Below are 24,220 nucleotides of genomic sequence, written 5' to 3' on the forward strand. Positions count from 1 at the left end.
TAAATTAAAAACACTCAGCTTGGAAAGATGAGAATAAATATAATTTTAAATTAAAAATTATAAAGTTTTTCTATAGCAGCTCTTTAATTAAATTCTCAACCATCCATTCCTGAGGGTTGATAGTGCAATCGTTCCACTGTAAATCTCGATTCCAATAACCTGTACATTTGTCATAGGCTTCTATAGAAAAACCATAACTAATCTCTACTATTAATGGGTTGTCCTTCTCATCAAAAACAAAATCATAAGCTAGGCAATCGGCTTTAAGTTTTTCTGAAGTCTCAAATCCAATTTTAATGCAACGTATATCGATCTTCGCTATATCATAGATAATTTCACCACTACCCGAAGCTCTGAAATCCCCAGTTCTTACCTTTCTTTTTATCGCAAATGCCTTATCCTTTATAACAATAACTCTTATATCAAAACTATTGTTTGGTATAAACTCTTGAAAATAAACATACCCTTTCTCATTTGGCAGCGCACTATCGGAGTTAACTGGAAAAAACAACCGGTACCCCGCCTTCAACACATGACTTATATGACCTCTACCTGCCTTATAACTAGAAATCTTATCTTTAAAATACTGATATCTATCCGAGTGTGAAAAACCATTACCAAATGCTTTATTTATAACTTTAATTGCATCATGACGACTATTAATCAATTGTACATTTACAGCTCCAGCCCCACTAGCTAGCTTAAAAACTTTTGGGTATACGGTTTTTGAAGCCCAATCAAAAGCGAGTTTTTTATTATAAAAGACGTAACTAGGTACAAGGGGTGCACCAATGCTTTCTAATAAATATTTTTGTGCAACCTTATCATCAAAATGCCAACCTGTTTTAAAATCAGGAAAAACTCTTACACCTGAGTGCTCCAACGAGAAAAGTATCTTCTTCGCTACCAATGCATCTTTATATATTCCGTGATGATGGTGCCATAAAAATATGCAACAACCATCTAATTGATTAATAATATCAGTTTCATATGCATTAACCAGTTTATATGGAATGGATTGCTTTTTGCAATACTCAATCCAACGTTCCGAAAAGCTTCCTTTTCTAGGATGAATAGCAATTTTCATTTTTTACTTCCAACTTTTTAACAATTACTGCGGGGTTACCTTGAATCAAAACATTGTCAGGAAAATTACCTTTAACTACAGAACCTGCAGCCACTACAGAGTTGCTACCAATAACTGTACCCTTTAATATGATTGCATTTAATCCAATCCAAACATTATCACCTATAAAAATCTCTTTTGGTTTATCTCGACCTTTAGTTCTATCACTTGAAATTATATTATGCCCGTTACTATCGATAATATTCACTCCAGCAGCAATCAATGTATTACGCCCTATGTGAATTTTTTCCTGGGCATGAATATACGCCCCATTGATACGACAATTATCACCTATAGAACATTCACCGCCATTTTTATCAATCAAGATTGCAGCTGGAAAAGGCATTCCAGCATGGTAACCCTCTCTTTGCGAGCGTAGATAGACATTATCTCCTATTATAAGTTTGTTTGCTCCGACATTAATTTCAGTACTAAAGTCTAACTTAAAGTTTTTACCAAAAACCATATTGGGAGACTCTCTTTTTATTCTGAAAACCTTAACTTTCAAAATAGTTAGCTTTATCATTTTCCGAAGCATACTTTATCCTTCATATATAAGCCAGCCAACACTCCCCCCATTAACAGTCGACCAATAAGAAGTGTACATGCTGCACCGATGACACCAAATGAGGCTATTAAAGGAAATGCCAATAAAAAAGAAAATATTGAGCTAAACAGTGTATTCTTCATTACCAACTTGTCATTCTTATTCACTATAAAATAATTAAGACCAAAGACATCATACAAAACATAACCAAAAATACTTAAACCTGTAATAATTAGCAGAGGTAAAGCTAGATAGTTTTCTAAATCTAAGTAAAAGAATATGACATCATGAACCAAAAGAAGAGCAGTAACACCAAAAAAAGCGAGTAGAAATATAATTTTTTTGTAAACCAAAAACGATGATTTATTACGATTATTAAAAGGAAAGAAAACCCTAGACACAACATTTAACAACACGATGCAAAGATCAATAATTTTCAATATTGCACTATATACCCCTAAAGCTTCATTGCCAGCAAAAACCCCCAACAGAAATGAGGTGCTATTATTATATAAATTTGGAACAAATTGATTTATAAAGATATAAAAGTTATTTTTAATAGCTTTTATTAAACTTCTTATCGGTATAATTACAAAACCAACTCTAAAATTTTTATGTAAATATACTTGCCCTACAATTCCGGAAACAATCAACCCAGAACTTGTCAGAAAAGGAATTAATAAATAGTCACCACTTTCTTGTATAAAAACAAAAACAGATAGAGAAAAAATCACTTTGATGCAAGCATTAATAATAGTTATATATCTCATTTTTTCAATACCTTGAAAAAACCACTCTGGAAATAAAACCCCGCCTATTAAAGAAAGTGAAGTATAGAAAAAAAGCTCTTTTTCTACATAAAAGGGCGGATATATGTATACAATAAAACTAAGTAATGTAAGAGCTAAAATCAAAAGGATGAATTTAATTAACATCACTCGGCTATATATTAAGCTTACTCTTTTGGGATAACGTCTATTGAGTGATAAATCTCTTACGGCTGTGATTTTAAAACTATAATCAACAAGTGATTGAAAGTACATCACTAAAGAACTTGCCAATGCAATAAGACCAAATTTTTCATAGCCTATAACTCGTATAATATAAGGCAAGGTTATCAAAGGTAAAATCATTGTCACCACCTGTAAAAATGACAATGACAAAAAGTTTTCTACTATGATTTTACCATCTCGTGTTTTAAATAATGATAAAATATTCATCGCCTATAAGTTAAAATCTAAAAAAGCTTTATACCAAGGCATCGCCTTACTAATACCTTGTAAAATTTTGTACTCAGGAGCATACCCCAAATTATTAACAGCTTTACCGACATCAGCTTGAGAATGACGAACATCTCCGGCTCTAAAATCACGGTAAATTGGCTCTTGGGTATGCTCTACATCACACTCTTTAAGTGCAGACTGTATTGATTTATATAAATCATTAAGCGTTGTTCTATCTCCAACAGCTACATTATAAACATTATCTTTAGCTTCATCAGATGCAGTAGCTGCGAGAATATTCATTTGCACTGTGTTTTCTATAAAGCAAAAGTCACGACTAGTTTCACCATCGCCATTAATGTAAACATCTTCCTCTTTTATCATGGCCGCAGTCCATTTAGGAATAACCGCTGCATAAGCGCCATTGGGATCCTGTCGTTGACCAAATACATTAAAATAACGTAAGCCAATTGATTTAAAGCCGTAGGTTCTAGCGTAAACACCTGCGTAAAGTTCGTTTACATATTTAGTTACAGCATAAGGCGATAGTGGATTACCTATGTTCTCTTCCACTTTAGGTAAAGCTGGATGATCACCGTAAGTCGAGCTGCTTGCTGCATAGGTAAAGCTTTCCACGTTGGCTTCTTTCGCAACTTGGAGCATATTCAAAAAGCCCGTGATATTGGCAGCGTTGCTGGTAATTGGATCTGCGATTGATCTGGGTACTGAACCCAGTGCGGCTTGGTGTAAAACGTAATCAACGTTACTTACAGCAGTTTCACAAGTGGCGTAATCTCTAATGTCACCTTCAATAAAAGTAAACCGCTGCCACTGCTCTGTAGTCACTAGGCTTTGTACTTCATCTAAATTATGTTGGTGGCCCGTAGCAAAGTTATCTAGTCCTATTACTTTTTGGCCTAGCTTTAATAGCGTTTCAAGTAGATTGGAGCCTATAAATCCAGCCACACCAGTGACTAGCCAGACTTTTGGATTGTTTTGTAGTTCAGCTTTAACTTCTTCGTAACGAGACATGAGAAACTCTTTGGGTTTTTAGTTCAAAAAATTAAAAAGGGTTATTAACAAACCCTTTTCATAGGCTAAGGTCCGCTTTTTATAGGCGAATATCCACGGTTTGTTTTGGTAGCACATATTTTAAGTCGTACAATACGTGCTCTTTTTTGCCTAGTTTTTTGATTTCCTCAGCACCAAGCTCTTTAAACTCATTGTGACCTACAGCGAGAATAATCGCATCGTAGTGGCCTTGCTTGTGTTCAGAAGTCAATGAGAGACCATATTCATGTTGTGCTTCTTCATTTGAACACCAAGGGTCGACAATATCTACGTTGATATTGTATTCACTAAGCTCTGTAATAATATCCACTACTTTGGTATTTCTAAGATCTGGGCAGTTTTCCTTAAAGGTTAATCCCATCACCAAAACATTTGCACCTTCTACCTGAATGCGTCTTTTCAGCATTTTTTTGACTAGCTCAGATACAACATGTTTACCCATACCATCATTTAGACGACGACCGGCCAAGATCATCTCAGGATGATAACCAACACTTTGTGCTTTATGGGTTAAATAATATGGGTCAACGCCAATGCAATGTCCACCCACTAAACCTGGGCGGAATGGTAAAAAGTTCCATTTAGTACCTGCCGCTTCAAGTACTTCAAGAGTGTCGATATTGAGTTTATTAAAAATAATAGAGAGCTCGTTTATCAAAGCAATGTTTACATCACGTTGAGTGTTTTCTATTACCTTGGCCGCCTCTGCAACTTTAATTGAGCTCGCTTTATGTGTACCTGCTGTAATAATTGACTTGTACAACTGATCTACAAACTCGGCAACGTCAGGTGTTGAGCCACTAGTTACTTTTAAAATATTGGTTACTCGGTGCTCTTTATCACCTGGATTAATTCGCTCAGGTGAGTACCCAGCAAAAAAGTCTTGATTAAACTTAAGACCAGAAACTTGCTCTACAACAGGTAAGCATGCTTCTTCTGTTGCACCAGGATATACAGTGGACTCATAAACAATGATATCGCCCTTGTCGACGACCTTTCCTAGCATTTCACTGGCTTTAATTAGTGGTGTTAAGTCAGGCTGTTTGTGCTTATCTATTGGAGTAGGTACAGTTACGATGTATAGATTGCACGCTTTAAGATCGCCTACGTTATAAGAGTATTGCAAGTGTGGTGCTTCTTTTAGCTCTTCATCACTGACTTCTAGCGTTGAGTCATGCCCTGCAAGTAATTCATTTACTCGGTTTTGGTTAATATCAAAACCAAGTGTTGCATATTTTTTTCCAAATTCTACCGCTAGAGGAAGGCCGACGTAGCCTAACCCTATAACACCAATTTTTACTTTATTTAAATCCATATACATCTCGCTTGGTGAATGTTTAATTTTGATTTCTTTAGAAGAAAGTTAAGGAATATGTCCGGCCGCTCTTGTCGTTTTATTTGGCCGCAATTTTAATTTTTGTTACGAGTCGCGACATAAAGTCGCTGCTACGGGTCGTAACCTAAAGTCGCTGCTACGAGTCGCGACGTAAAGCCGTTGCTACGGGTCGTAACGTAAAGTCGTTCTACGGGTCGCGACATAAAGTCGCTGCTACGGGTCGTAACGTAAAGCCGTTCTACGAGTCGCGACATAAAGTCGCTGCTACGGGTCGTAACGTAAAGTCGTTGCCACGGGTCGTAACGTAAAGTCGTTGCCACGGGTCGCGATATAAAGTCGCTGCTACGAGTCGCGAAGTAAAGCCGTTCTACGAGTCGTAACATAAAGCCGTTGCTACGAGTCGCGACATAAAATCGCTGCTACGAGTCGTAACGTAAAGTCGCTGCTACGGGTCGTAACATAAAGCCGTTGCTACGAGTCGCGACGTAAAGTCGCTGCTACGGGTTGCAGCGACATAACCTGCTATGCTTTATCTGATTTGTATTCGTAGTTGTAGTAGCCGTAGTAACCATAGGCATTAGTTGATTTACGAACAACACCGTTGAATACCACCCCTTTTACATCAATACCATTTTGCTCAAAACGATTTCGTGTAATTTCTAGCTCTTTTGCATGGTTTTGACCAAAACGGGTTACTAGTAATGTTGTGCCTGCATGCGCACTCACAATAGCAGGGTCTGTCACCGCTAAGATTGGAGGAGTATCAACAATAACTAAGTCGTACATTTTGCTCACTTCACCAATCAACTTGCTAAAGTTTTCATGCATTAGTAGCTCTGAAGGATTCGGCGGTATTTGGCCTCGGGTCATTACTTGCAAACCTTCAACTTGGCTTGGCTTAATCACCTGCGCTAAATTCAATCGGCCAGAGAGGTAATCACTTAAACCGTCATCCCATTTCATACCAAACTGAGTTTGCAGATATCCTTTACGCATATCAGCGTCAATAACAAGAATGCGTTTGCCACTTTGCGCCAGAACGGTTGCAAGGTTTACGGTAATAAAGGATTTACCCACGCCAGGACTTGGACCGGAGATAGCAATAACATTGTTTTTTGCCTCTAGCATAGCAAAGTGCAAGCTAGTACGGAGGCTACGTAGCGCCTCAACAGAAAGGTCTGCAGGATTATCCATGGCGAGTATCGATTTTGCCTTTGCCACTTTGCCCTTGCGCGCCTTTGCAAAACCGGTGAGTTTTACTTGGTACTCTGAGAATGGCACGCTTGCGTATACAGGCAAACCTAATGCTTCTATTTCCGCTGGGTCTTCAATACCTTTATGCAGCGCTTTTTGCACAAGTACAATAGCAACAGCTAACATACCGCCCAGCATGGTTGCCATCACAACGATTAGTGCTTTTTTAGGTTTGACTGGCTGGGTAGTATTTACCTCTGCGTAGTCCACTATGCGAACGTTACCTACTGTACCCGCACGCACAATATCTAACTCTTGCGTTTTACCCAAAAGCAGCGTGTAAATTTCGTTATTTACCTCCACATCACGCTTTAAGCGTAGCAGCTCGCGCTGAGTCTCTGGCAAGCCTTGAACTTCACTAGCTAATTCGTTGCGTTGGCGCTTTACGGTATCAATTTGCTCTACCACACCGCGGTAAGAGGGGTGTTCACGCTTAAATTTACGGCCAAGCTCTAAACGCTTTAGTTCTAACTCTTGCAGTTTAGTTTCTAGTTTTACAATTTGCTCTAAAACGCCCTGTGTTTCTAGGCTAATATCAATGGATTCTTGGCGAATTTGGTAGTCATTAAAGGCTTTTTCTGCACGTTCTAGGTTACGTTTAACTTCTGGAAGCTGCACCTCTAAAAACTCAAGAGACTGCTGCGCCTCCGCGCTATTACGCTCTACGTTGCGACGCACATAAATACCAGCCACTTTATCTAACACTTTTTCTGCATATTCAGGACTAGCACTCTGAAGTGCCAAGTTAATAATACCTGAGTCCTTCCCCTTCTCAGACGCGGATATTGCACTTTGTAGATCTAAAATCGTCTGAAGACGGTTACGTTTAACGATTGAAAACTCGGTCTCTGGACGTGCTATCAAAGTCTTAATAGTCAGCTCAAATTGACCTTGCTTTACTTCTTCGCCCACTTTACCTGCAAGCACTTCGTCGCCATCACTAGTTAATAATGCAAATGACTCATCAGCCCTAGCTTGTAAAATAAAAGAAGTACCTATGGCACTACTTGGCACTTTAAATCGATGTATTTCAACTTGCTCACCACCCCACGCATAAGAGCTTGCGCCGAGGCTTGGCTCTGCAACTTCGCCTTCGCTTTGTGCAACAAATTTACGAAAGCTGCGGCTACCAAATAGTGGAAATAGTTTTGGTTCAACAACGGTATCTAAATTTAATGTGTCGACCGCTTCACCAATGACGCTTCTGGATTTTAGTAGCTCAATTTCGGTTACTGCGGCAGAGGTACTTTCAAACATACCAGACATATCATCAAAACCGGGAACAGAACCGCCCTTTTCCTCTACCTGTACCATTGCAGTTGCTTGGTAGATTGGCGTGCTAAATATTGCGTAGGCTATGCCTAACAACATAAATAGTGCAGTAATGCCTGCGATAAAAAACTTAGCATCTAATAATGCGCCAACTAGCGCCATTAAATCGATTTCTTGCGTCTCTTCTTTTGATGACTTTTGATTAGAGATAAGATTTGGCTGAGCATTCATATACTCACGGATCCTTATAAATACTGTTGCCAAGCGCCACAGGCGCTATCGATAAGCTCATAAACATGCTCAAACGCTTCACGTGATTGGCGATACGGATCTGGAATTTCTTTATCGCCAATCCATTTACCAAGTAAAAAAGTTTTGCCACGAGCTTGAGGGTAACGGCTGCAAAGGTCAGTTAAATGCCTTTGCTCCATTACGAGGATGAGACTATTTTGTGCGACCAAGGTACCAATTAACTGGCGACCTTGGTGCTCACTCATGTCGATTCCTTGTTCTTTCGCCAACTCCTGCGCTAATGCATCAGCGGCTTTTCCTTCTAGGGCGGTTAATCCAGCTGACGAAACAGCTACATTTTTGCCACTTAGTTTGTTTTTTAGCAGATACTCTGCCGTAGGACTGCGGCAGATATTACCTGCACAAACCATTAAAACACTATCAAACATGAGTACTCACAATTACTGGTTTTCTATATCTTGAATCGCATCCACTGTAGACAGTGAAGGCAATAATAAACTGATAACTTTGTTCCAACGAGCAAGTGGCGCACTAGTCACATACACAATATCTTGTGGCTCAAGTTCAAACTGTTCAGCAAGTACTAAAGAGGCTACGTTTTTAGCATGTAGCTGATATACATCTGCAAGCACACCATCTTTTTGCAGGTCGCGCTTACGCAAGACAAAAACACCGTTTGCGTCTGCTGTACGCTCGTTAAAGCCACCAACATCTGTTAGTGCTTCAGCTAGGCTTAAACCATAGCGGTTTACGTCTACTTTGCCCGCTTTAATCACATCACCCAACACATACACGTTGCGTTTATCATTACGACTTACGTGTACAATATCACCGTGTCTAAGTAAGCGGTTTTGTGAAATATCACCTTCGGCATAAAAATCATCGAGTTGAATAACTTCTGTTTTGTCACCACGAGTAAAGGTTACCGTTTCCCAATCGGCGCTTTCTGTTAAACCGCCGGCTTGGTTGATAGCATCAATGAGCGTCACTGGAGTTTCTGTGATTGGATACACACCAGGTTTTGTAACTTCGCCGGTTACATACGCTTTTTGACTTTTAAAACCAACCACTTTTACGTCGATTTGCGGCTCTTCGATAACACGACTTAGTCTTTTTGCAAGGTCAGTTCTAAGCTCGGTTACTGTGCGACCAGCAGCAGGAACCTTTGGCGCATAAGCAAAGTTGATTGTACCATCGGCTTGAACACGGAAACCGTCAAACTCTGCTGTTCGTTGTACAGCTGCTGGAATGGTGAGTTCAGGATGATCCCACACACCAATGGTAATTACATCACCTACGCCAAGACGATATTCATAATTTGAAACATCAATACCCGCAAGCGACGAGTGATCAATTTGTTTCGCTCGTTTGATTTTATGTTCTTGCACCAATTGCGAGTCGATAATATGAATATTTACTTTTTCAAGATCTCGCTCAAGGTTTGCAGTTTGTTCACCAGAACCTATTCCTTCGAAATGGCCACCTGGAACGAGTGTACAGCCACTCATTGCAAGTAATACAGTTGAAGCAATGATAGTTTTACAGCGTAGCGCCATTGTATCTTCCCAAAAGTGTTTATAGTCTTTTCTTTTAATTACTTTTATTGCCTTTTACTTAATAACGTAAAGACAACAGAAATTTCGTGGGCTAATTAAAGCATGCACGATTGTTGATCGCAAGCGAGTACTAGGTTTTCCAGCTATTCTCACTCTTAGTTCCGTGTTTTATCTGTTATGTGATAAGAACTTGTGCCTTAGCCCCATAAATTTTCACCAAAACCTTTTATTTAGCCCAACCCGCTTTATTTCTCATTTTGCAACTAATACATAAAATATAGAGCGAAGTTCTAATTATTGCAGTCTCACTGAGACGGACCGTCTATTCATCTAGGACACAAGTACCTGACTCAACCCTTCTCAGTACGTTTAGGCACGCTTCCGCCCTTAGGTTGCAGCTCCTAAATGCTGTTCTAGTTTTTATTTGTTGTGCTTAGGCCGCAAATATATCTCAAGGCGATGTATCTACACTTAACTTAACGCACCCAAATAAAGTGCCGCTCAGCTATCAGCCATAGCTTTGTGCTTTTACAGTAGCTTGCTGCTGTGTTATCCAGCTAATTTATTATTCTTAGTAGAATCAAGTTGCAGAGCAAATCCAACCTACAGGGGCCAAAACCGCTCACATCGTTCTGTTTTTGCTCTCTAGAGTTAGAGAAGATTTAAATTTCAACTTTAGATAACTTAACCGACAACACAGTACACCTTTAATATTACAAATAAATAAGAATAAAGGATTAATTTCTCATTGTACCTTTTTGATTGTGCTGTTATCAACAACTATTCTAGTATACTGATTAAGCAATTTAATTAATAAAATGCTTCGAACTTCTCCGTCAGGTTGTTGAAATATTGCGTGAATATCCTTATAGCAACCGTCAGTCAACTGAACCAGGTCGCCCTCTTTCAAGTCGCATTGCACCTCAACATTGCAAGATTGTATGAGCTCATTAACTAGTTCATCCGGTACTATTTGTAGATCCATTCCATATCGAATGAAATTAGCAACACCGCGAGTGTTTTTTACCGCAGAAAAGTGTGAAGAATGTGGATCAAGACGAACAAATAAATACCGTGGAAAAAGAGGTTGTGTTACCGCTTTCGCACTTGAGTTTTTTTGTTTTATGAAAGTCGGGAAGCAAGATACGATCCCTTGACTTTGAAGATTTTCCTGTGCTCTGAATTCCTGTTTCGGTTTACAGTAAAGTAGATACCAACGTTCCATGCAATAATCCATTATCAATTTTTTTGGTAGTCAAACTAATTGTTGGAATTATACTTGAATAGATGCTTGTGTCTAGGGCGTTTCAACACTCATGTAATTACTGTCACCAATTAACAATAATTACACTTATTACAATAAAACTTGAAACTTATATTATGGTTGAGTCTCATATACTGGCATAGGGCCTATTTATCTTTCACCTTTGTTTCGCAGCAGTTTGATTGCCATTCATATAAGGCAGAGCTTACGCAGCATAGTTATTCTATGCGTAAGGTGATAAAGGCTTTTTACTCCTGTAAAGTCTCTTACCTCACCTCCATGTGGGGTAACACAGAAAAATGCCAATCAAGCGCTGCCCTTTGGATTCACCTGCTTGCACTTTGTTCATTGTGGCTCAACGCTTGCTTAGATTACTAGGCACAAGCTGATTACACTACAGATACACTCATTGCTTACGATAATGTTTTCCTGAGAAAAGCGCTTTAAATAAGGGAGCTAAATCAAAGGTTGGCTGGCCATTAAACAAACGTGTAGTCAAAGTACTGCTGCATACTTTGGTAAGTATTATCAATTGCTTAATTAATGGTGTGTAGTACCGCAATGTAAGACCCAAGTCGTAACTTCGCTCAAGCCTTCTAAAAGCAATGACTTTTTTACTTTCTTTTTGATGTCTTGACAATGAATGTTCAAATCCAGGGATAATCATAATTGCTTCAGAGAGTTTCGCTAAAAACACACGAAAGCAAAATGTAGTATCTACCCCATATAAATAAAAGCGCTCATCAAACACACTTCCAAATAAAGCTTCTAACCTGTTTGCAATGTCTCTTCCAACAATAAGACCACTTCCAATTGTAATCACTTTGTCTTGTTGCCCTATTTGAGCACTTGGATTTGCCGGCCGACCATTAATTACAGGATTAACGATCTGCCCTGATGATTTAATCAATGGCATGGCTATCCGATCAGAGAATGCTTGCGCTGAAGCGTCAATGTAACTTTCATTCAACTGCGAATCGTCATCTAAAAAAATATATTTTTCACTCTTTGTTTCGCGAATAAATCGATTGTAAATCGCAGCTAATGAGCGATTTTCGATTGTCTCCTCAGTTACAACATCATAACCAACCTGTTGTAATCGAGATACATCGCGAGATTTCAGTGGGTTAGGTCCATTATTCCAAATAACTAGTCTAGCATTTCTATATTGAACTTTAGATCGTAGCAGTGAGTTTATTGTGTCACTTTCGCTTATCTCTTTGTTATATAACAAGACTAGAATGGCAGTATCAAATTCTAGACTCACCTTACTTTTCCTTGATGATATCTAAAATTTTATTGTTATTCTCAATAATGGATTGATTAATTCTGTCCCTATTTTCTTTTAGTTTTTCTAAACATTCGTTATCAACATAGTCTAGAATCTTTGCAGCACTTCTCATGTCTAAACACTTATTGAATGGAGCTAGACTCCAATCTTTAAGAAAACTATCTAATTTAGGAATTTGTGGATTTAAACCGACATGAGGCTTTGCATAAGCCATTGCTGTAATCACTCCGTGTAAACTTGTCCCTATGAATAGCGAGGACTGTTTAATCACATACATAATTTCCCATACATTCAGTGGGTAAAGTAACTGGTGTTGATAGTCCAAAATTGCACTGAGTTTTACTAGATACTCATTATCGTCATGACCAGAAGCATAACCAATTGGTAATAAGATAATTTTTTTATTATTTTTTTGCGCTACGCTCTTGAGGTTCTCAACTACACTTTCTATCGAGTTTCCAACTTTAGTCGGTGCGGCTTGAAATACAATATAGTCTTCACTACATGCTAACCTTACCTTTTCTGATACGTGCTCGGCAAAGGTATCATCGTCGACTAAATCTGACATCAAAAATGCGGAGTCTGGCGCCAATCCTGTTTCAGAAGTTAGCTCTTGTACTTGAGCTTGTGTCCGAGTATCTCGTACCGATACATAAGATGCTTTATTGAGACGATCGACCACTGTTTTTTTATCTTTTGGTCTCAACCACTGAATACCACCACCAACGGTGTTATAAATAACCTTCACAGAAGCCTCAAAGCTTGCAGGATCAACGATAAACGGATATTCCCACTTAGCTGAGTAAAACCAATCAGAATAGAGTGAAAAGTATCTTCTGGTCACCTTTTTTACGAGCGTTAGAAACTTATTAAACAGTGCGCTTTTTTGCATGTGAAGATACAAAGTTGCATTCGTTGCGCAAAGCACTTCACCACCTATTACGATTACCGCAGATCCATCATTGAGAAGCGTCGTGTAGTCATTGATTGATTCGCTAGGCAAACATTTGTAATTGGTTAAATCAGCTTTGCTAACTGCAGCATATTCAAGCTGGAACTCCTCAAGCACTTCCGGTCTATATTTTTTTATGAATCTTTCAAAGAGAATCGGCATAAGGTTATCGCCGTAGTTGTAACGATCAAATGCCCCAAGTAAAACTATTTTTTTCACACACAACCCTAACACGATTTGTATTGACTATGGCGCTTTGCTTTTAGTAGAACGCCACCAATGATAATTAATTGAGGTATGATACCTGCAATTGAGAAAAGTGCCACTGCGGCAACATCACTACCCAATGCCCCCCCGAGATAAAAAGCGGATAAAACTAACCCTGTATTAAATATGCTGTTGACTAATAGTACCTTTTCAAACTTCAGCACTGCGACTGCTGCAACACAAGGCCGGTTAATAAAGTTGAAAAAGAGCCACACACTAAACCACTGAGCATATACGCCTGCCTGATGCCACTCTGAGCCAAAAACAGCACTAAATAGCCAAGGGGAAAATAAAATTAAAATTATCATTGGAATGACTCCAATGAGTGCAAGAACTAGTGTGGACTTTAAAAGAAGTCCAAATATAGGGATACCTGAGACAAAGCGCTCACTAATATTTGGATACAAAACATCACTTACAGACTTAGCAATAAGATTTAGTGGCATCGTCAAAATACTACGACACAAAGTAAAGAAGCCTGCTGCTGGAGCCCCAAACAGGGACGCTAGCAAAATAATTGGCAGTGACTGATTAAGCCCAGCTAACAGCCTCTGTGGGGTACGGTACTTAAAAAAATCTTTAAACTTATATGCAAGAGCGCGATAGTAATGTGTGTGACTCACTTTAATGGGCGCTTCAGTAATGCTTCTTCGAAAAGCACAAAAATAGATAATGACGCTGACGGCTGTCACAAACGTTGTAATTGCAATAAGGGTAATAGGGGAATCCAAAGTACTTCCAAGTCCCAGCTTTAATCCATTACTTAGCAAAGACTGAAATAATAAAACCTTTGAATTTAAAGAAAAATACTTTTTCCTGAGCGCCAAGTATGTAAACACTTCAAGCGCAGCTAGTAGCAGTACATATACAGAAATTATGATTTCTATTGCATCGAGTTCGCTTAACGAAAAGTACCCTAGTAAAATATCATTGCTACTATACAGAACAATAAAAATGACTAATGACCAACCTAGTGCAAAAACCAAAGACAATATCGCCAATTGTATCGCTGTACTTTCTTTTTTGGGCAAAATTACCGCCATTGAATAGCTAAAAGTCATTAACGGCAATAATATTGTCGCCAATGCGGTAAAGCTTCCCAGTAATCCAAATAATTCAGGACCATATAAACGTGTGATAATTGGAGAACAAAGAATTGTTATTAGCTGAGCGCCAGCAGTGCCAGTTGCAACAACGAATACACCTTTGACTAATTTGTTCTCAAATAAGCTTGATATTTTCATGTATGAGTTTTCTACACCGAGTGAGTGCACTTAAATTAAGTAGACTGTGAATTTTTACACAGTAATCAGCTCCCTCTCAAAGTGTTCGTTAAGGTTAAACCAAATTACCGTGAAGTTACTACTTCAGCATGAATAATACTAATTTAATTAATGCACTCTCTCATTTTAGGAGTTAAATGTTTTATCTTAACGACAGGGTTAATAAGAGCCCTATATATTGTTTATATCAACTGAGTTAAGCTTATTAATAGTGTAATCGATCTAGCGTAGTTAAAACGATGAGTAGCCATTTCCATCTTAACCTATTGTTAAAATAGTATTTTTTCAGATAGCAAGCAGCTTTCTCATACTCATTTAGCATGATTGGGTTGGGTTGAGTCTACTCCCAGTACCCAGACAGGGAGCAACTTCAACCAGACTTAAAACTAATTGGTTAACTAATCTTCAGCTGATATTTAAAGTTAAATAGGTCATGATTCTAATATTGAAACTCTCTAAGCGAGATGCCCTCTTTGTCTTTTTCTGAAAGAAGGGGTTGGCCTTTTAAAGGCCATTTAATCGCGAGTTCTTTATCATCCCAAGCAATAGTCACTTCGGACTGAGGGTGGTAATAATCGGTACACTTATAGACAAACTCTGCATGTTCACTTACAACATAAAAGCCATGCCCAAACCCTTCTGGTACCCATAATTGGCGCTTGTTATCAGCAGATAGATATTCTCCGACCCATTGGCCATATGTCGGTGAATCTTTGCGTAAATCAACCGCAACATCAAAGACTTCTCCAGATACAACTCTCACCAGTTTTCCTTGAGTGTGCTCCTTTTGTAAATGAAGTCCACGTAAAATACCTTGGCTAGACTTGGAATGGTTGTCCTGTACAAATTCAGTTGTTTGATGGGTCACTAGATCTTCAAACTTCTGTTGATTCCATGTTTCCATGAAAAAACCTCTTTTATCTTCAAAAACACGAGGTTCTATAATTTTGACAGCTGGTATATTTGTATCTATTACGTTCATCTATTTATATCTGCCTATTGATATTTTTCTATCTGTTGTAACTGCAGTCGCCAATCGCTTTGAGGTATTGCAAATTGTTCAAATATTTTTTGACAATTTAATTTAGAATTAGCTGGTCTTGATGCCAATGTTGGGTATTCTTTTGTTGTAAGTTGGGTAAGTGCGATCGGAGTGGATACGATGCCGTGCTCTAGCGCCCGTTGAAAGATCACTTGAGCAAAATCATACCAACTTACATAGGGAAAACCAGAGAAATGATAAACTCCAAACTTAGCTTTTCTATTATAAATAGAATGGGCAATTGACAACAAAGCCTGAGCTATGTCGCCTGCGTAAGTTGGGCCTCCAAATTGGTCAGCAACGATGCCCAATGACTTTTTAGACTGTGCAAGCCGTAGCATTGTCTTTACAAAGTTATTGCCATATTCACTAAAAACCCACGCAGTACGGAGAATTACATGGCGCTCACAAGACTCTTTTACCTGTTGTTCTCCTGCTTGCTTGCTTCGCCCATAAACATTTTGCGGGCTCTCAGTATCGAGCTCAGTATATAACTCGGGGCTGTCTCCAGCGAATACATAATCTGTTGATATATGCAAAATCGCCGCATCGTGTTCATCCGCTGCAATGGCCAAATTTTTAGCCCCATCTCGATTAACCTGGAACGCAGCCTCTATCTCATTTTCAGCATTGTCTACTGCTGTATATGCAGCAGCATTAATAATAACGTCTGGTTTAAAACTAGAAACACACTTTGAAACTTGACTTATATCTGTAATATCAAGCTCATCTCGACCCAGCGCCAAAAAAGTAATTTCTTCTTGTTGTTCAAGTATTGATACAAGGCTTTGCCCTACCTGACCATTTTTCCCTGCGACAAGTATTTTCATTACTTACCCTTTAGATACTAACCGATTCAAATACTGGCCATACTCATTCTTGAGCATAGGCTTTGCTATTTCTAGGATTTCATCTGAACTTAACCAACCATTTCGCCAAGCAATTTCCTCTAAACACGCTACTTTCAAGCCTTGCACGTTTTCAATTGTTTGGACAAAAGAAGAAGCCTCATGCAAACTCTCATGGGTTCCAGTATCCAGCCAAGCGAACCCTCTTCCGAGCAGTTCAACATTTAAACTGCCATCTTGTAGGTACATATCATTAATTGATGTGATTTCAAGCTCACCACGCTCAGATGGCGTTACTTGCTTGGCAAACTCAACTACTCGATTATCATAGAAATATAAACCAGTTACAGCATAATTAGATTTTGGAGTAACGGGCTTCTCTTCAATAGAAATCGCCCTCATCTGTTCATCAAATTCAACCACTCCGAAGCGTTCTGGATCTTTTACTTGATAACCAAAAACTGTAGCACCTTCGCGCTGAGTTGCTGTTTTCAATGTATTACTAAATGACTGACCATAGAAAATATTATCACCAAGTACCAAGCAAACACTTTCATCACCTATGAACTCTTCACCAATAATAAATGCTTGCGCAAGGCCATCTGGTGACTCCTGCACTGCATAACTTAAGTTAATGCCAAAGTCGCTACCATTCCCTAACAAACGTTTAAAACCTTCATTGTCCTCTGGAGTTGTAATTATCAAAATATCCCTAATTCCAGCCAACATAAGAGTTGATAAAGGGTAATAAATCATTGGCTTATCGTAAACTGGCAGCAATTGCTTTGAAACGCCTCGTGTTAGTGGATATAGTCTTGTACCCGACCCTCCGGCCAAAATTATTCCTCTCATTATATCCTCAACTTATAAATTCGAAATTTCGCCTAACCGCGATCTATTATATGAACCATCCTGAACATTCCGACACCACTTTTGATTAGCTAAATACCACTGAACGGTCTTTCTTAATCCAGATTCAAATGTCTCTTTTGGTGTCCAATTCAGTTCAATCTGCATTTTGGTAGAATCAATTGCATAGCGACGATCATGGCCTGGACGGTCATTTACAAAGGTGATTTGCTCCGCATACTTTGAGTCTTTTGGCACTAGTTCATCTAACAATTTACAGATACTCTCAACCACATCAATGTTCTGCTTCTCGTTGTGTCCACCTATATTATAGGTTTCTCCAACTCTGCCCTCTGTGACAACTGTATACAAAGCTTCAGCGTGATCTTCAACATATAACCAATCTCTAATTTGATCCCCTTTACCGTAAACTGGTAACGATTGTCCTTCAAGCGCATTCAGAATAACAAGTGGGATTAACTTTTCAGGAAAATGAAAAGGGCCGTAGTTGTTTGAGCAGTTTGTAACTATCGTTGGTAATCCATATGTGCGCAACCACGCCCTGACCAAATGGTCACTAGAAGCCTTACTTGCAGAGTATGGACTGCTTGGAGCATAAGCGGTTTTCTCAGTAAACAGCGGCAATTTAGCAGCATGTTCAAATTGGCTTGGATGAGGCAGATCTCCATAAACTTCATCAGTTGAGATGTGGTGAAATCTGAATTTGGCTTTTCGGTCTTCACCTAGCGTATTCCAGTATACCCGTGCAGCCTCTAATAGATTATAAGTACCTACTATATTAGTTTGAATAAACTCGGCTGGTCCTGTAATAGAACGGTCTACGTGACTTTCCGCCGCTAAATGCATTACTGCATCAGGTTGATGTTGTTTAAATACTCTATCTAGTTCAGCGCGATCACAAATATCCACCAACTCAAAGTCATAGCGTTCATCTTTTTCGACACTCTCAATTGACTCTAAGTTGCCCGCATAAGTTAATTTATCCAGATTTACAACAGAATCACCGGTTTTATTAACAATATGGCGAACAACAGCAGAGCCGATAAATCCTGCACCACCTGTAACTAGAATCTTCAAAATATACCCTTATAAATTACTTTTTATATTCACGGTTCAGCAAAGCAATGGCAATGGTTAAAACCTAAGTTTCAACTATTGCTCATTACAATGAAAAATAAAATATGGATTTTTAGACTAAGAAAGCCATAGGCTATTGATAATTAGATCGCTAAAGTAAACTTTGATGCTTATAGCACTTACAATTAAGCTTAATAACGCAGTGTTTATTTAATCGCAGCCAAATATGTCTCTTGTATACACTTTACTTTTAACATCCATGAGCTCTTCAACCATTCTATTTGAGACAATAATATCACTGCGCTCTTTTAGTTCGGAGATAGACTTTACAATTTCGGAGTTAAAAAAGTGCTCTCCATCATAGCTCGGCTCATATACTATTACCGTTACACCTTTAGCCTTGATGCGTTTCATCACCCCCTGAATAGCGGAAGCTCTAAAGTTATCGGAACCTGCTTTCATAATAAGCCTATAAATCCCAACGACTTGAGGTTTTTTTGCCAAAATTGAGTTGGCAATAAAGTCTTTCCTGGTGGTATTAGCTTCGACTATCGCACCTATCATATTGTTTGGGACATTTTGATAGTTAGCTAACAACTGCTTAGTATCTTTGGGCAGACAATAGCCACCATAACCGAATGAAGGGTTGTTATAGTGATTACCAATTCTAGGATCCAGCCCCACTCCCTCTATTATCTGCCGGCTACTCAGTCCATGCGCCTCTGCATAGCTATCTAATTCATTGAAGTAAGCGACACGCATTGCTAAATAAGTGTTAGAAAACAGCTTTATCGCTTCAGCTTCAGTTGAATCTGTAAAAAGTAGAGGAATATCTGCTTTTTTTGCGCCCTGCTGAAGAAGCTGTGCAAAGGTTTTCGCTATATCAGTGTAGCCACCAACAATAATTCTCGATGGATACAAATTATCACGTAATGCCTTTCCTTCACGAAGAAACTCTGGAGAGAAAGTTAAATTCTCGAATTGAAGCTGTGTTTTTATCTTCTCAGTATACCCCACAGGCACAGTTGATTTGATAAATACAGCTGCTGATGGAGCGTACTTTTTAATGTCATGAAGAACAGCTTCAACAGACGATGTATTAAAGTAATTTGTCTCAGGATCATAGTCTGTCGGTGTTGCGATGATAATGATTTCAGCATTATCGTATGCTCGCTGCTTGTCCATAGTTGCAGTGAAGCACAAGTCACTAGAAGATAAGTAGGATGAGATCTCTTTATCTTCAATTGGAGAAACACCTCGGTTTAACAATTCAACTTTTTCTTGAACAACATCCAATGCAATAACGTTATTGTGCTGGGCTAGTAACACAGCGTTAGAAAGACCAACATAACCCGTTCCTACAACTGTGATATTGAACGATTTTCCTTTACTCATTACTACTTTTACCTTATGGCTGTACGCTTTCTGTACCACTTTAATATTCGCCAAACATGTAATATTGCATAGTTATAACTAATGAATATCGCAATAAATAGCAAAAACATTAATCCCTCTGATACTTGATATACCTCGCCAACAAGTCCTACCATAGCAAATAGAATGCCGATAACTGAAATAATGACTAGAGCTTGCTTTGAGGTAAAACCAGCTCGTAGAAAAATGTGATGCAGATGGTCACGGTCTGGACTGAAGGGAGATTTCCCTTTTCTAATTCGCCGAATAATAATCGCAGCCATATCCATAAGTGGAACAGCTACAATCCACAAGGCTGTAACAGGACGAAATGAACTAAACTCCCCCTGCGTATTAATTACAAGTAACCAAACTACCGTGAAGCCAATAAACATACTACCAGCATCACCCATAAATATTTTTTTATACTGCGTACCAAATACACCCAAATTGAATATTAGATACGGGACGAGAGCCGCAACCAATAAAATCGACAATAAGCTGGTTTGACCACTATTAAACAAGAGAAATGAAATAGAGGTTAACGTGATGATAGCCATTGATCCGAGTAACCCATCGATACCATCAACCATATTAAAGGCATTGATAATTCCGATAACCGCCACATAAGTAAAGATAACACCAAACCATGCAAGGTTTATATCACCAAAAAACAAGATATTCCCCAGGTTTTCGATGTAGCCTTCAGTCGAAACTATCATCAATGTAGCCACGACAACCTGAAAAAAAACCCTAATCCGAACACTTAAATCATGCCGATCATCCATCACTCCAAGCATTACCATTAGACCCGAAGCAAACAAGTAACTGGCTAGTTCATTATTTAAAGGGAAAAAGAGGCTAGCGGTCACTGATACACTGCAAAAAACTGCAATTCCACCAATTAATGGAATATTTCCTTCGTGCTTCTTCCGTTCATTTGGTTTGTCGACGAGGTTGAAACGAATCGCAACAGGTCTTACTACCCCAATCGCTACAAGAGACATCACGAACGAAAAAAATAAGGCTAGCATGAGCTCCATTAAAAACACTCCAAAATCATATAACTCTTTCGTCTACTCGTGCTCTTACACGACAATCAACATTGATACAGACAAATTACAAATGGAAATAGCGCAACAATTGTAATTCAAAACCGACATAGTGTACTTGATTTGAATTACTTATGCACTATGAAAGGGGATTTCGTTGTCAATCATCTTCTCCCTTTAAGCTGTAAATAAAAAGCTACTAGCTGTTAATAATTGTTATCTCCAGTACAATATCTCGCAAGTAAACTCACTTTCGCCGGGACACCTGAAGTCAGCTTTCATGATGACTCAAGTTAATTATTGACAAACATGGCTCTTTCTTTAAAAAGTACAACTTTGGAACAAAAAGCTGACAATAAATAGATTCACAAGAAAGGGCTCTTGTGTAAAAATATGGGGTTCAATATTTATTCCAGAAGTTAACGCTGTATTATTCGCACGCTCAGTTGGCGCAGCATTACTCACATCGACTATCGATACTGATTATGTTGCTCCCTATACCTTACTATTGCTGAATAGTATTGTGGATATTTGAATACTTACGCCTACAGATTAAGAGAATTATGACCGCCAGTCTTAAGCAACCAAGCGCTTCCCCATTAATCACCATATACATGCCTACCCATAATAGATTAGACAACCTAAAACGGGCACTATTAAGTGTTCAAGCTCAGAGCTATGACAATTGGGAATTAATAATTGTTAATGACGGCTCTAGTGATGGAACAAAAGCATTTTTAGATTCGATCCAAAGTGTTCAGATCAGAATATTTCATAATGATAAAGCCAAAGGTGCGTGCCATGCTAGGAACATTGCTATTCAGGCTGCTCAAGGTGAATTTATTACGGGGCTCGATGATGATGACGAGTTTTGCCCAGATAGGTTAGAAACACTGATAGGCGCATGGCAACCACAATATAGTTTTCTCTGTACGCCAGTCACAATATGTAAAGGCTCAGCCCAAAAAGAGCACCCATTTTTCATTGGGCCTATCTCTTTAGAAAGTATGCTGGTTATCAATAAAGTGGGTAATCAAATCTTCTGCAAAACAGAACATCTAAGAGAGATCGGCGGGTTTGATGAAGAATTTAAAGCTTGGCAGGATTACGACACATGGGTGCGGTTCATCGAACGCTTTGGTCCTGGCCTAAAACTACCTAAATCAACCTACCTTCAGCACGAAAGTAGCTCTGTGAGCATAACACGCTCACCAAATAGGCTAAAAGGATTTTATCAGTTTTTAGCAAAACATGAGCATTTAATGGATCAAAAACAACGTAATGCTATGAAGTGCTGGGAGCATATAATTAAAGGGCAATGGGTCCCTCTTCGAGTGCTAGCTGCAGCTGATAACGCCATTTTTAAATACTCATTTTTCCATAATATAAAACGAATACTAGGTCGATAATGAAATTGCTATTTGTACTTGAGGACTTTACTTTAGGTGGTGTTGAGAGAGTAACTTTACAGTTAATAAAAGGGCTTTTATCCGAGTATAATGTTGAGATTGCAGCTACCTCTCAGTGCAAAAAAGGCCCTTTATTAAAAGACTTCGAGGATATCACTACTGTTTGTGATAGCGCATCAAAGTTGAACAGTTTCAAAACATTAATACAGCAATATAAACCGACCATCGTTATCTTTACAAAAGGTGGACTGTCAAAATTAGCTGTCGTTTTGCCAAAACACTGCAAAACGGTTGCAATACAACACGTTCCTATTCAGCTTCCTGAAGAAAGTTGGGTTAAAAACGTTATTCGAAGAGTCGGCGCTACACTACTTTATCGTAAGATGGATAAAGTAGTGTGTGTATCTGATGGAATATTCCAGAATCTCATAAAGCTAGGCGTTTGCTCAAAAAGCAACACAACTAGAATTTATAACCCTGTTTTGAGTGAAGATATTCTTACATTAGCCGATCAGGCGATGCCTGAATATGAAGACTATTACGTTTGTGTTGGACGACTGCATTATCAAAAGGGCTATGATTTGCTGCTCGAAAGTTTGATCAAATTAGGAAAGCCTACATGTAAAGTAGTCATCCTAGGTAATGGACCTGACAAAGCAAAGCTAGAAGCCTTAATAAAGAAGTACAATTTAGAATCTCAAGTAATTTTACACGGTGTAACAAGCAATCCTTACATGTATATTAAACACGCTAAGGCAATCCTATTACCTTCTCGCTGGGAAGGTCTCCCTACCGTTTTGGTAGAAGCTAGTTACCTAAAAACGCCCATTATTGCGTTTGATTGTCGATATGGTCCGAAAGAGCTTACGAGAAATGGATTGTATGGCTACCTTGTGCCCTTTGGTGATACCACTCAATTTGCAAGTTATATTGATTTGATTGAGCAAGGTGTATTAAAAGCGTCCGTGGATACTGAAGAATTCACATTAAAATCATCGGTTCAAAACTACTATAAGCTGTTCAAATCTCTATGAAACCAAGTTTAAATAGAAAGATCTACTCTGGCCATCAATTTTCAGAAATAAGAAATAATGCATTTCTACAGGAAAAAGCCATTGCGATCTCGTTTGTAAACCCATTTTCTTACTACGAAGTGCAAAAAAGTGACTCATTGATTGATGGCATTGATTATTATTTTTCCGATGGTGCACTGCTTTGCATGTTACACAACCTCTTCTCTCCCAAAATATCTAGGGCGAGCTTTGATTACAGCTCTATTGCAAAACCTTTCCTAGAATACGTTGAGCAACACAACAAACGCTTGGCTGTGATTGGAGCAACAGACTCTGAAAATGCTAAAGCTGTGGAAGTATTAAAGAAACAGTTCCCCAATCTAAATATCGTATTCAACAGAGATGGTTATATTGATGATATTGAGCCTGTAGTAAATCAGATTGAAGCTTTAGAGGTAGACGTAGTTCTAGTTGGTATGGGAACGCCCTATCAAGAGAAGTTTTGTGTAGAAACCAAGAAAAAGCTAACTCGTCCAATGCTACTAATCACATGTGGGGGTTTTTTGACTCAAACCTCTATCAAACCAGACTACTATAACCCTATTATCAAAAAGCTAGGTCTCAGGTGGCTACAACGCATGATAATGCATAAACACGTTAGAGACCGTGTCATAAAACAGTACCCAGCTTTCGTCATCAATTATCTTACTCATATGATATTCAAAAAGAAGTAATTAAGTTGTACACCATACTATAGGTTTCTGTTCCGAGCTTTTACAACACCAAAATCAGATGGGTGAAA

At 38.6% G+C, this 24,220-nt stretch carries 22 protein-coding genes; 3 read left to right on the forward strand and 19 right to left on the reverse strand.

Features of this window, described 5'->3' with window-relative positions:
• Positions 1-70: 70 nt before the first annotated feature.
• From MHN30_RS04955 to wecA, 19 genes are all read right to left on the reverse strand, one after another.
• Positions 71-1,087 (reverse strand): hypothetical protein, encoded by a 1,017-nt coding sequence (locus MHN30_RS04955; protein ID WP_239358752.1) that lies wholly within the window; start codon positions 1,085-1,087, stop codon positions 71-73.
• Positions 1,065-1,664: an acyltransferase gene (locus MHN30_RS04960; RefSeq protein ID WP_239358754.1), complete on the reverse strand. Its 600-nt coding sequence runs from the start codon at positions 1,662-1,664 to the stop codon at positions 1,065-1,067. The genes MHN30_RS04955 and MHN30_RS04960 overlap by 23 nt, the downstream gene beginning before the upstream one ends.
• Complete coding sequence (locus MHN30_RS04965) at positions 1,649-2,893, reverse strand: oligosaccharide flippase family protein (protein ID WP_239358756.1); 1,245 nt, start codon at positions 2,891-2,893, stop codon at positions 1,649-1,651. Before MHN30_RS04965 ends, MHN30_RS04960 begins: the two co-directional genes overlap by 16 nt.
• A gap of 3 nt (positions 2,894-2,896) precedes the next feature.
• On the reverse strand, positions 2,897-3,928 hold the full coding sequence (locus MHN30_RS04970) for an NAD-dependent epimerase/dehydratase family protein (protein WP_239358758.1): 1,032 nt from the start codon (positions 3,926-3,928) through the stop codon (positions 2,897-2,899).
• Between the two features lie 79 nt (positions 3,929-4,007).
• Positions 4,008-5,282, reverse strand: a complete 1,275-nt coding sequence (gene tviB / locus MHN30_RS04975; protein WP_239358760.1) for a Vi polysaccharide biosynthesis UDP-N-acetylglucosamine C-6 dehydrogenase TviB — start codon at positions 5,280-5,282, stop codon at positions 4,008-4,010.
• A gap of 131 nt (positions 5,283-5,413) precedes the next feature.
• Entirely contained in the window at positions 5,414-5,686 is a 273-nt protein-coding gene (locus MHN30_RS04980; RefSeq protein WP_239358762.1) for a hypothetical protein, read from the reverse strand.
• Positions 5,687-5,825: 139 nt separating this feature from the next.
• Positions 5,826-8,060, reverse strand: a complete 2,235-nt coding sequence (locus MHN30_RS04985) for a polysaccharide biosynthesis tyrosine autokinase (RefSeq protein WP_239358764.1) — start codon at positions 8,058-8,060, stop codon at positions 5,826-5,828.
• A gap of 14 nt (positions 8,061-8,074) precedes the next feature.
• Positions 8,075-8,509, reverse strand: a complete 435-nt coding sequence (locus MHN30_RS04990) for a low molecular weight protein-tyrosine-phosphatase (protein ID WP_239358766.1) — start codon at positions 8,507-8,509, stop codon at positions 8,075-8,077.
• A gap of 12 nt (positions 8,510-8,521) precedes the next feature.
• A complete protein-coding gene (locus MHN30_RS04995) occupies positions 8,522-9,637 on the reverse strand; it encodes a polysaccharide export protein (RefSeq protein WP_010605768.1) in 1,116 nt (371 codons plus the stop codon).
• Between the two features lie 745 nt (positions 9,638-10,382).
• Positions 10,383-10,862 carry a transcription/translation regulatory transformer protein RfaH gene (gene rfaH / locus MHN30_RS05000; RefSeq protein WP_222242374.1) on the reverse strand — a complete coding sequence of 160 codons (480 nt, stop codon included), beginning with the start codon at positions 10,860-10,862 and terminating at the stop codon, positions 10,383-10,385.
• 445 nt (positions 10,863-11,307) lie between these two features.
• A complete protein-coding gene (locus MHN30_RS05005) occupies positions 11,308-12,168 on the reverse strand; it encodes a hypothetical protein (RefSeq protein ID WP_239358768.1) in 861 nt (286 codons plus the stop codon).
• Position 12,169: 1 nt separating this feature from the next.
• The gene (locus MHN30_RS05010) at positions 12,170-13,363 is read right to left on the reverse strand and encodes a polysaccharide pyruvyl transferase family protein (RefSeq protein WP_130164842.1); all 1,194 of its coding nucleotides are present in this window, start codon (positions 13,361-13,363) and stop codon (positions 12,170-12,172) included.
• Between the two features lie 8 nt (positions 13,364-13,371).
• Positions 13,372-14,655, reverse strand: a complete 1,284-nt coding sequence (locus tag MHN30_RS05015) for an oligosaccharide flippase family protein (protein WP_222242370.1) — start codon at positions 14,653-14,655, stop codon at positions 13,372-13,374.
• A 478-nt stretch (positions 14,656-15,133) separates the two neighbouring features.
• Positions 15,134-15,676, reverse strand: coding sequence for a dTDP-4-dehydrorhamnose 3,5-epimerase (gene rfbC / locus MHN30_RS05020; RefSeq protein WP_130164844.1), 543 nt, complete (start codon positions 15,674-15,676; stop codon positions 15,134-15,136).
• A gap of 14 nt (positions 15,677-15,690) precedes the next feature.
• On the reverse strand, positions 15,691-16,566 hold the full coding sequence (gene rfbD, locus MHN30_RS05025; RefSeq protein WP_130164845.1) for a dTDP-4-dehydrorhamnose reductase: 876 nt from the start codon (positions 16,564-16,566) through the stop codon (positions 15,691-15,693).
• Between the two features lie 3 nt (positions 16,567-16,569).
• Entirely contained in the window at positions 16,570-17,436 is an 867-nt protein-coding gene (gene rfbA / locus MHN30_RS05030; protein WP_130164846.1) for a glucose-1-phosphate thymidylyltransferase RfbA, read from the reverse strand.
• A gap of 12 nt (positions 17,437-17,448) precedes the next feature.
• Positions 17,449-18,531 carry a dTDP-glucose 4,6-dehydratase gene (gene rfbB / locus MHN30_RS05035; RefSeq protein WP_130164847.1) on the reverse strand — a complete coding sequence of 361 codons (1,083 nt, stop codon included), beginning with the start codon at positions 18,529-18,531 and terminating at the stop codon, positions 17,449-17,451.
• Positions 18,532-18,741: 210 nt separating this feature from the next.
• Entirely contained in the window at positions 18,742-19,926 is a 1,185-nt protein-coding gene (locus MHN30_RS05040; RefSeq protein ID WP_130164848.1) for a nucleotide sugar dehydrogenase, read from the reverse strand.
• Between the two features lie 8 nt (positions 19,927-19,934).
• Positions 19,935-20,987, reverse strand: a complete 1,053-nt coding sequence (gene wecA / locus MHN30_RS05045; RefSeq protein WP_130164849.1) for a UDP-N-acetylglucosamine--undecaprenyl-phosphate N-acetylglucosaminephosphotransferase — start codon at positions 20,985-20,987, stop codon at positions 19,935-19,937.
• A gap of 572 nt (positions 20,988-21,559) precedes the next feature.
• Here wecA and MHN30_RS05050 point away from each other — a divergent pair.
• Genes MHN30_RS05050 through MHN30_RS05060 form a run of 3 tightly spaced genes read left to right on the forward strand, consistent with a single transcriptional unit; the run spans position 21,560 to position 24,152 of the window.
• A complete protein-coding gene (locus MHN30_RS05050; RefSeq protein ID WP_130164850.1) occupies positions 21,560-22,405 on the forward strand; it encodes a glycosyltransferase in 846 nt (281 codons plus the stop codon).
• Complete coding sequence (locus tag MHN30_RS05055; protein ID WP_130164851.1) at positions 22,405-23,439, forward strand: glycosyltransferase; 1,035 nt, start codon at positions 22,405-22,407, stop codon at positions 23,437-23,439. Before MHN30_RS05050 ends, MHN30_RS05055 begins: the two co-directional genes overlap by 1 nt.
• Positions 23,436-24,152, forward strand: a complete 717-nt coding sequence (locus MHN30_RS05060; protein ID WP_130164852.1) for a WecB/TagA/CpsF family glycosyltransferase — start codon at positions 23,436-23,438, stop codon at positions 24,150-24,152. The genes MHN30_RS05055 and MHN30_RS05060 overlap by 4 nt, the downstream gene beginning before the upstream one ends.
• Positions 24,153-24,220: the final 68 nt, after the last annotated feature.

It is taken from the genome of Pseudoalteromonas sp. OF7H-1 (genome assembly GCF_022347825.1).
Lineage (GTDB): Bacteria > Pseudomonadota > Gammaproteobacteria > Enterobacterales > Alteromonadaceae > Pseudoalteromonas > Pseudoalteromonas maricaloris.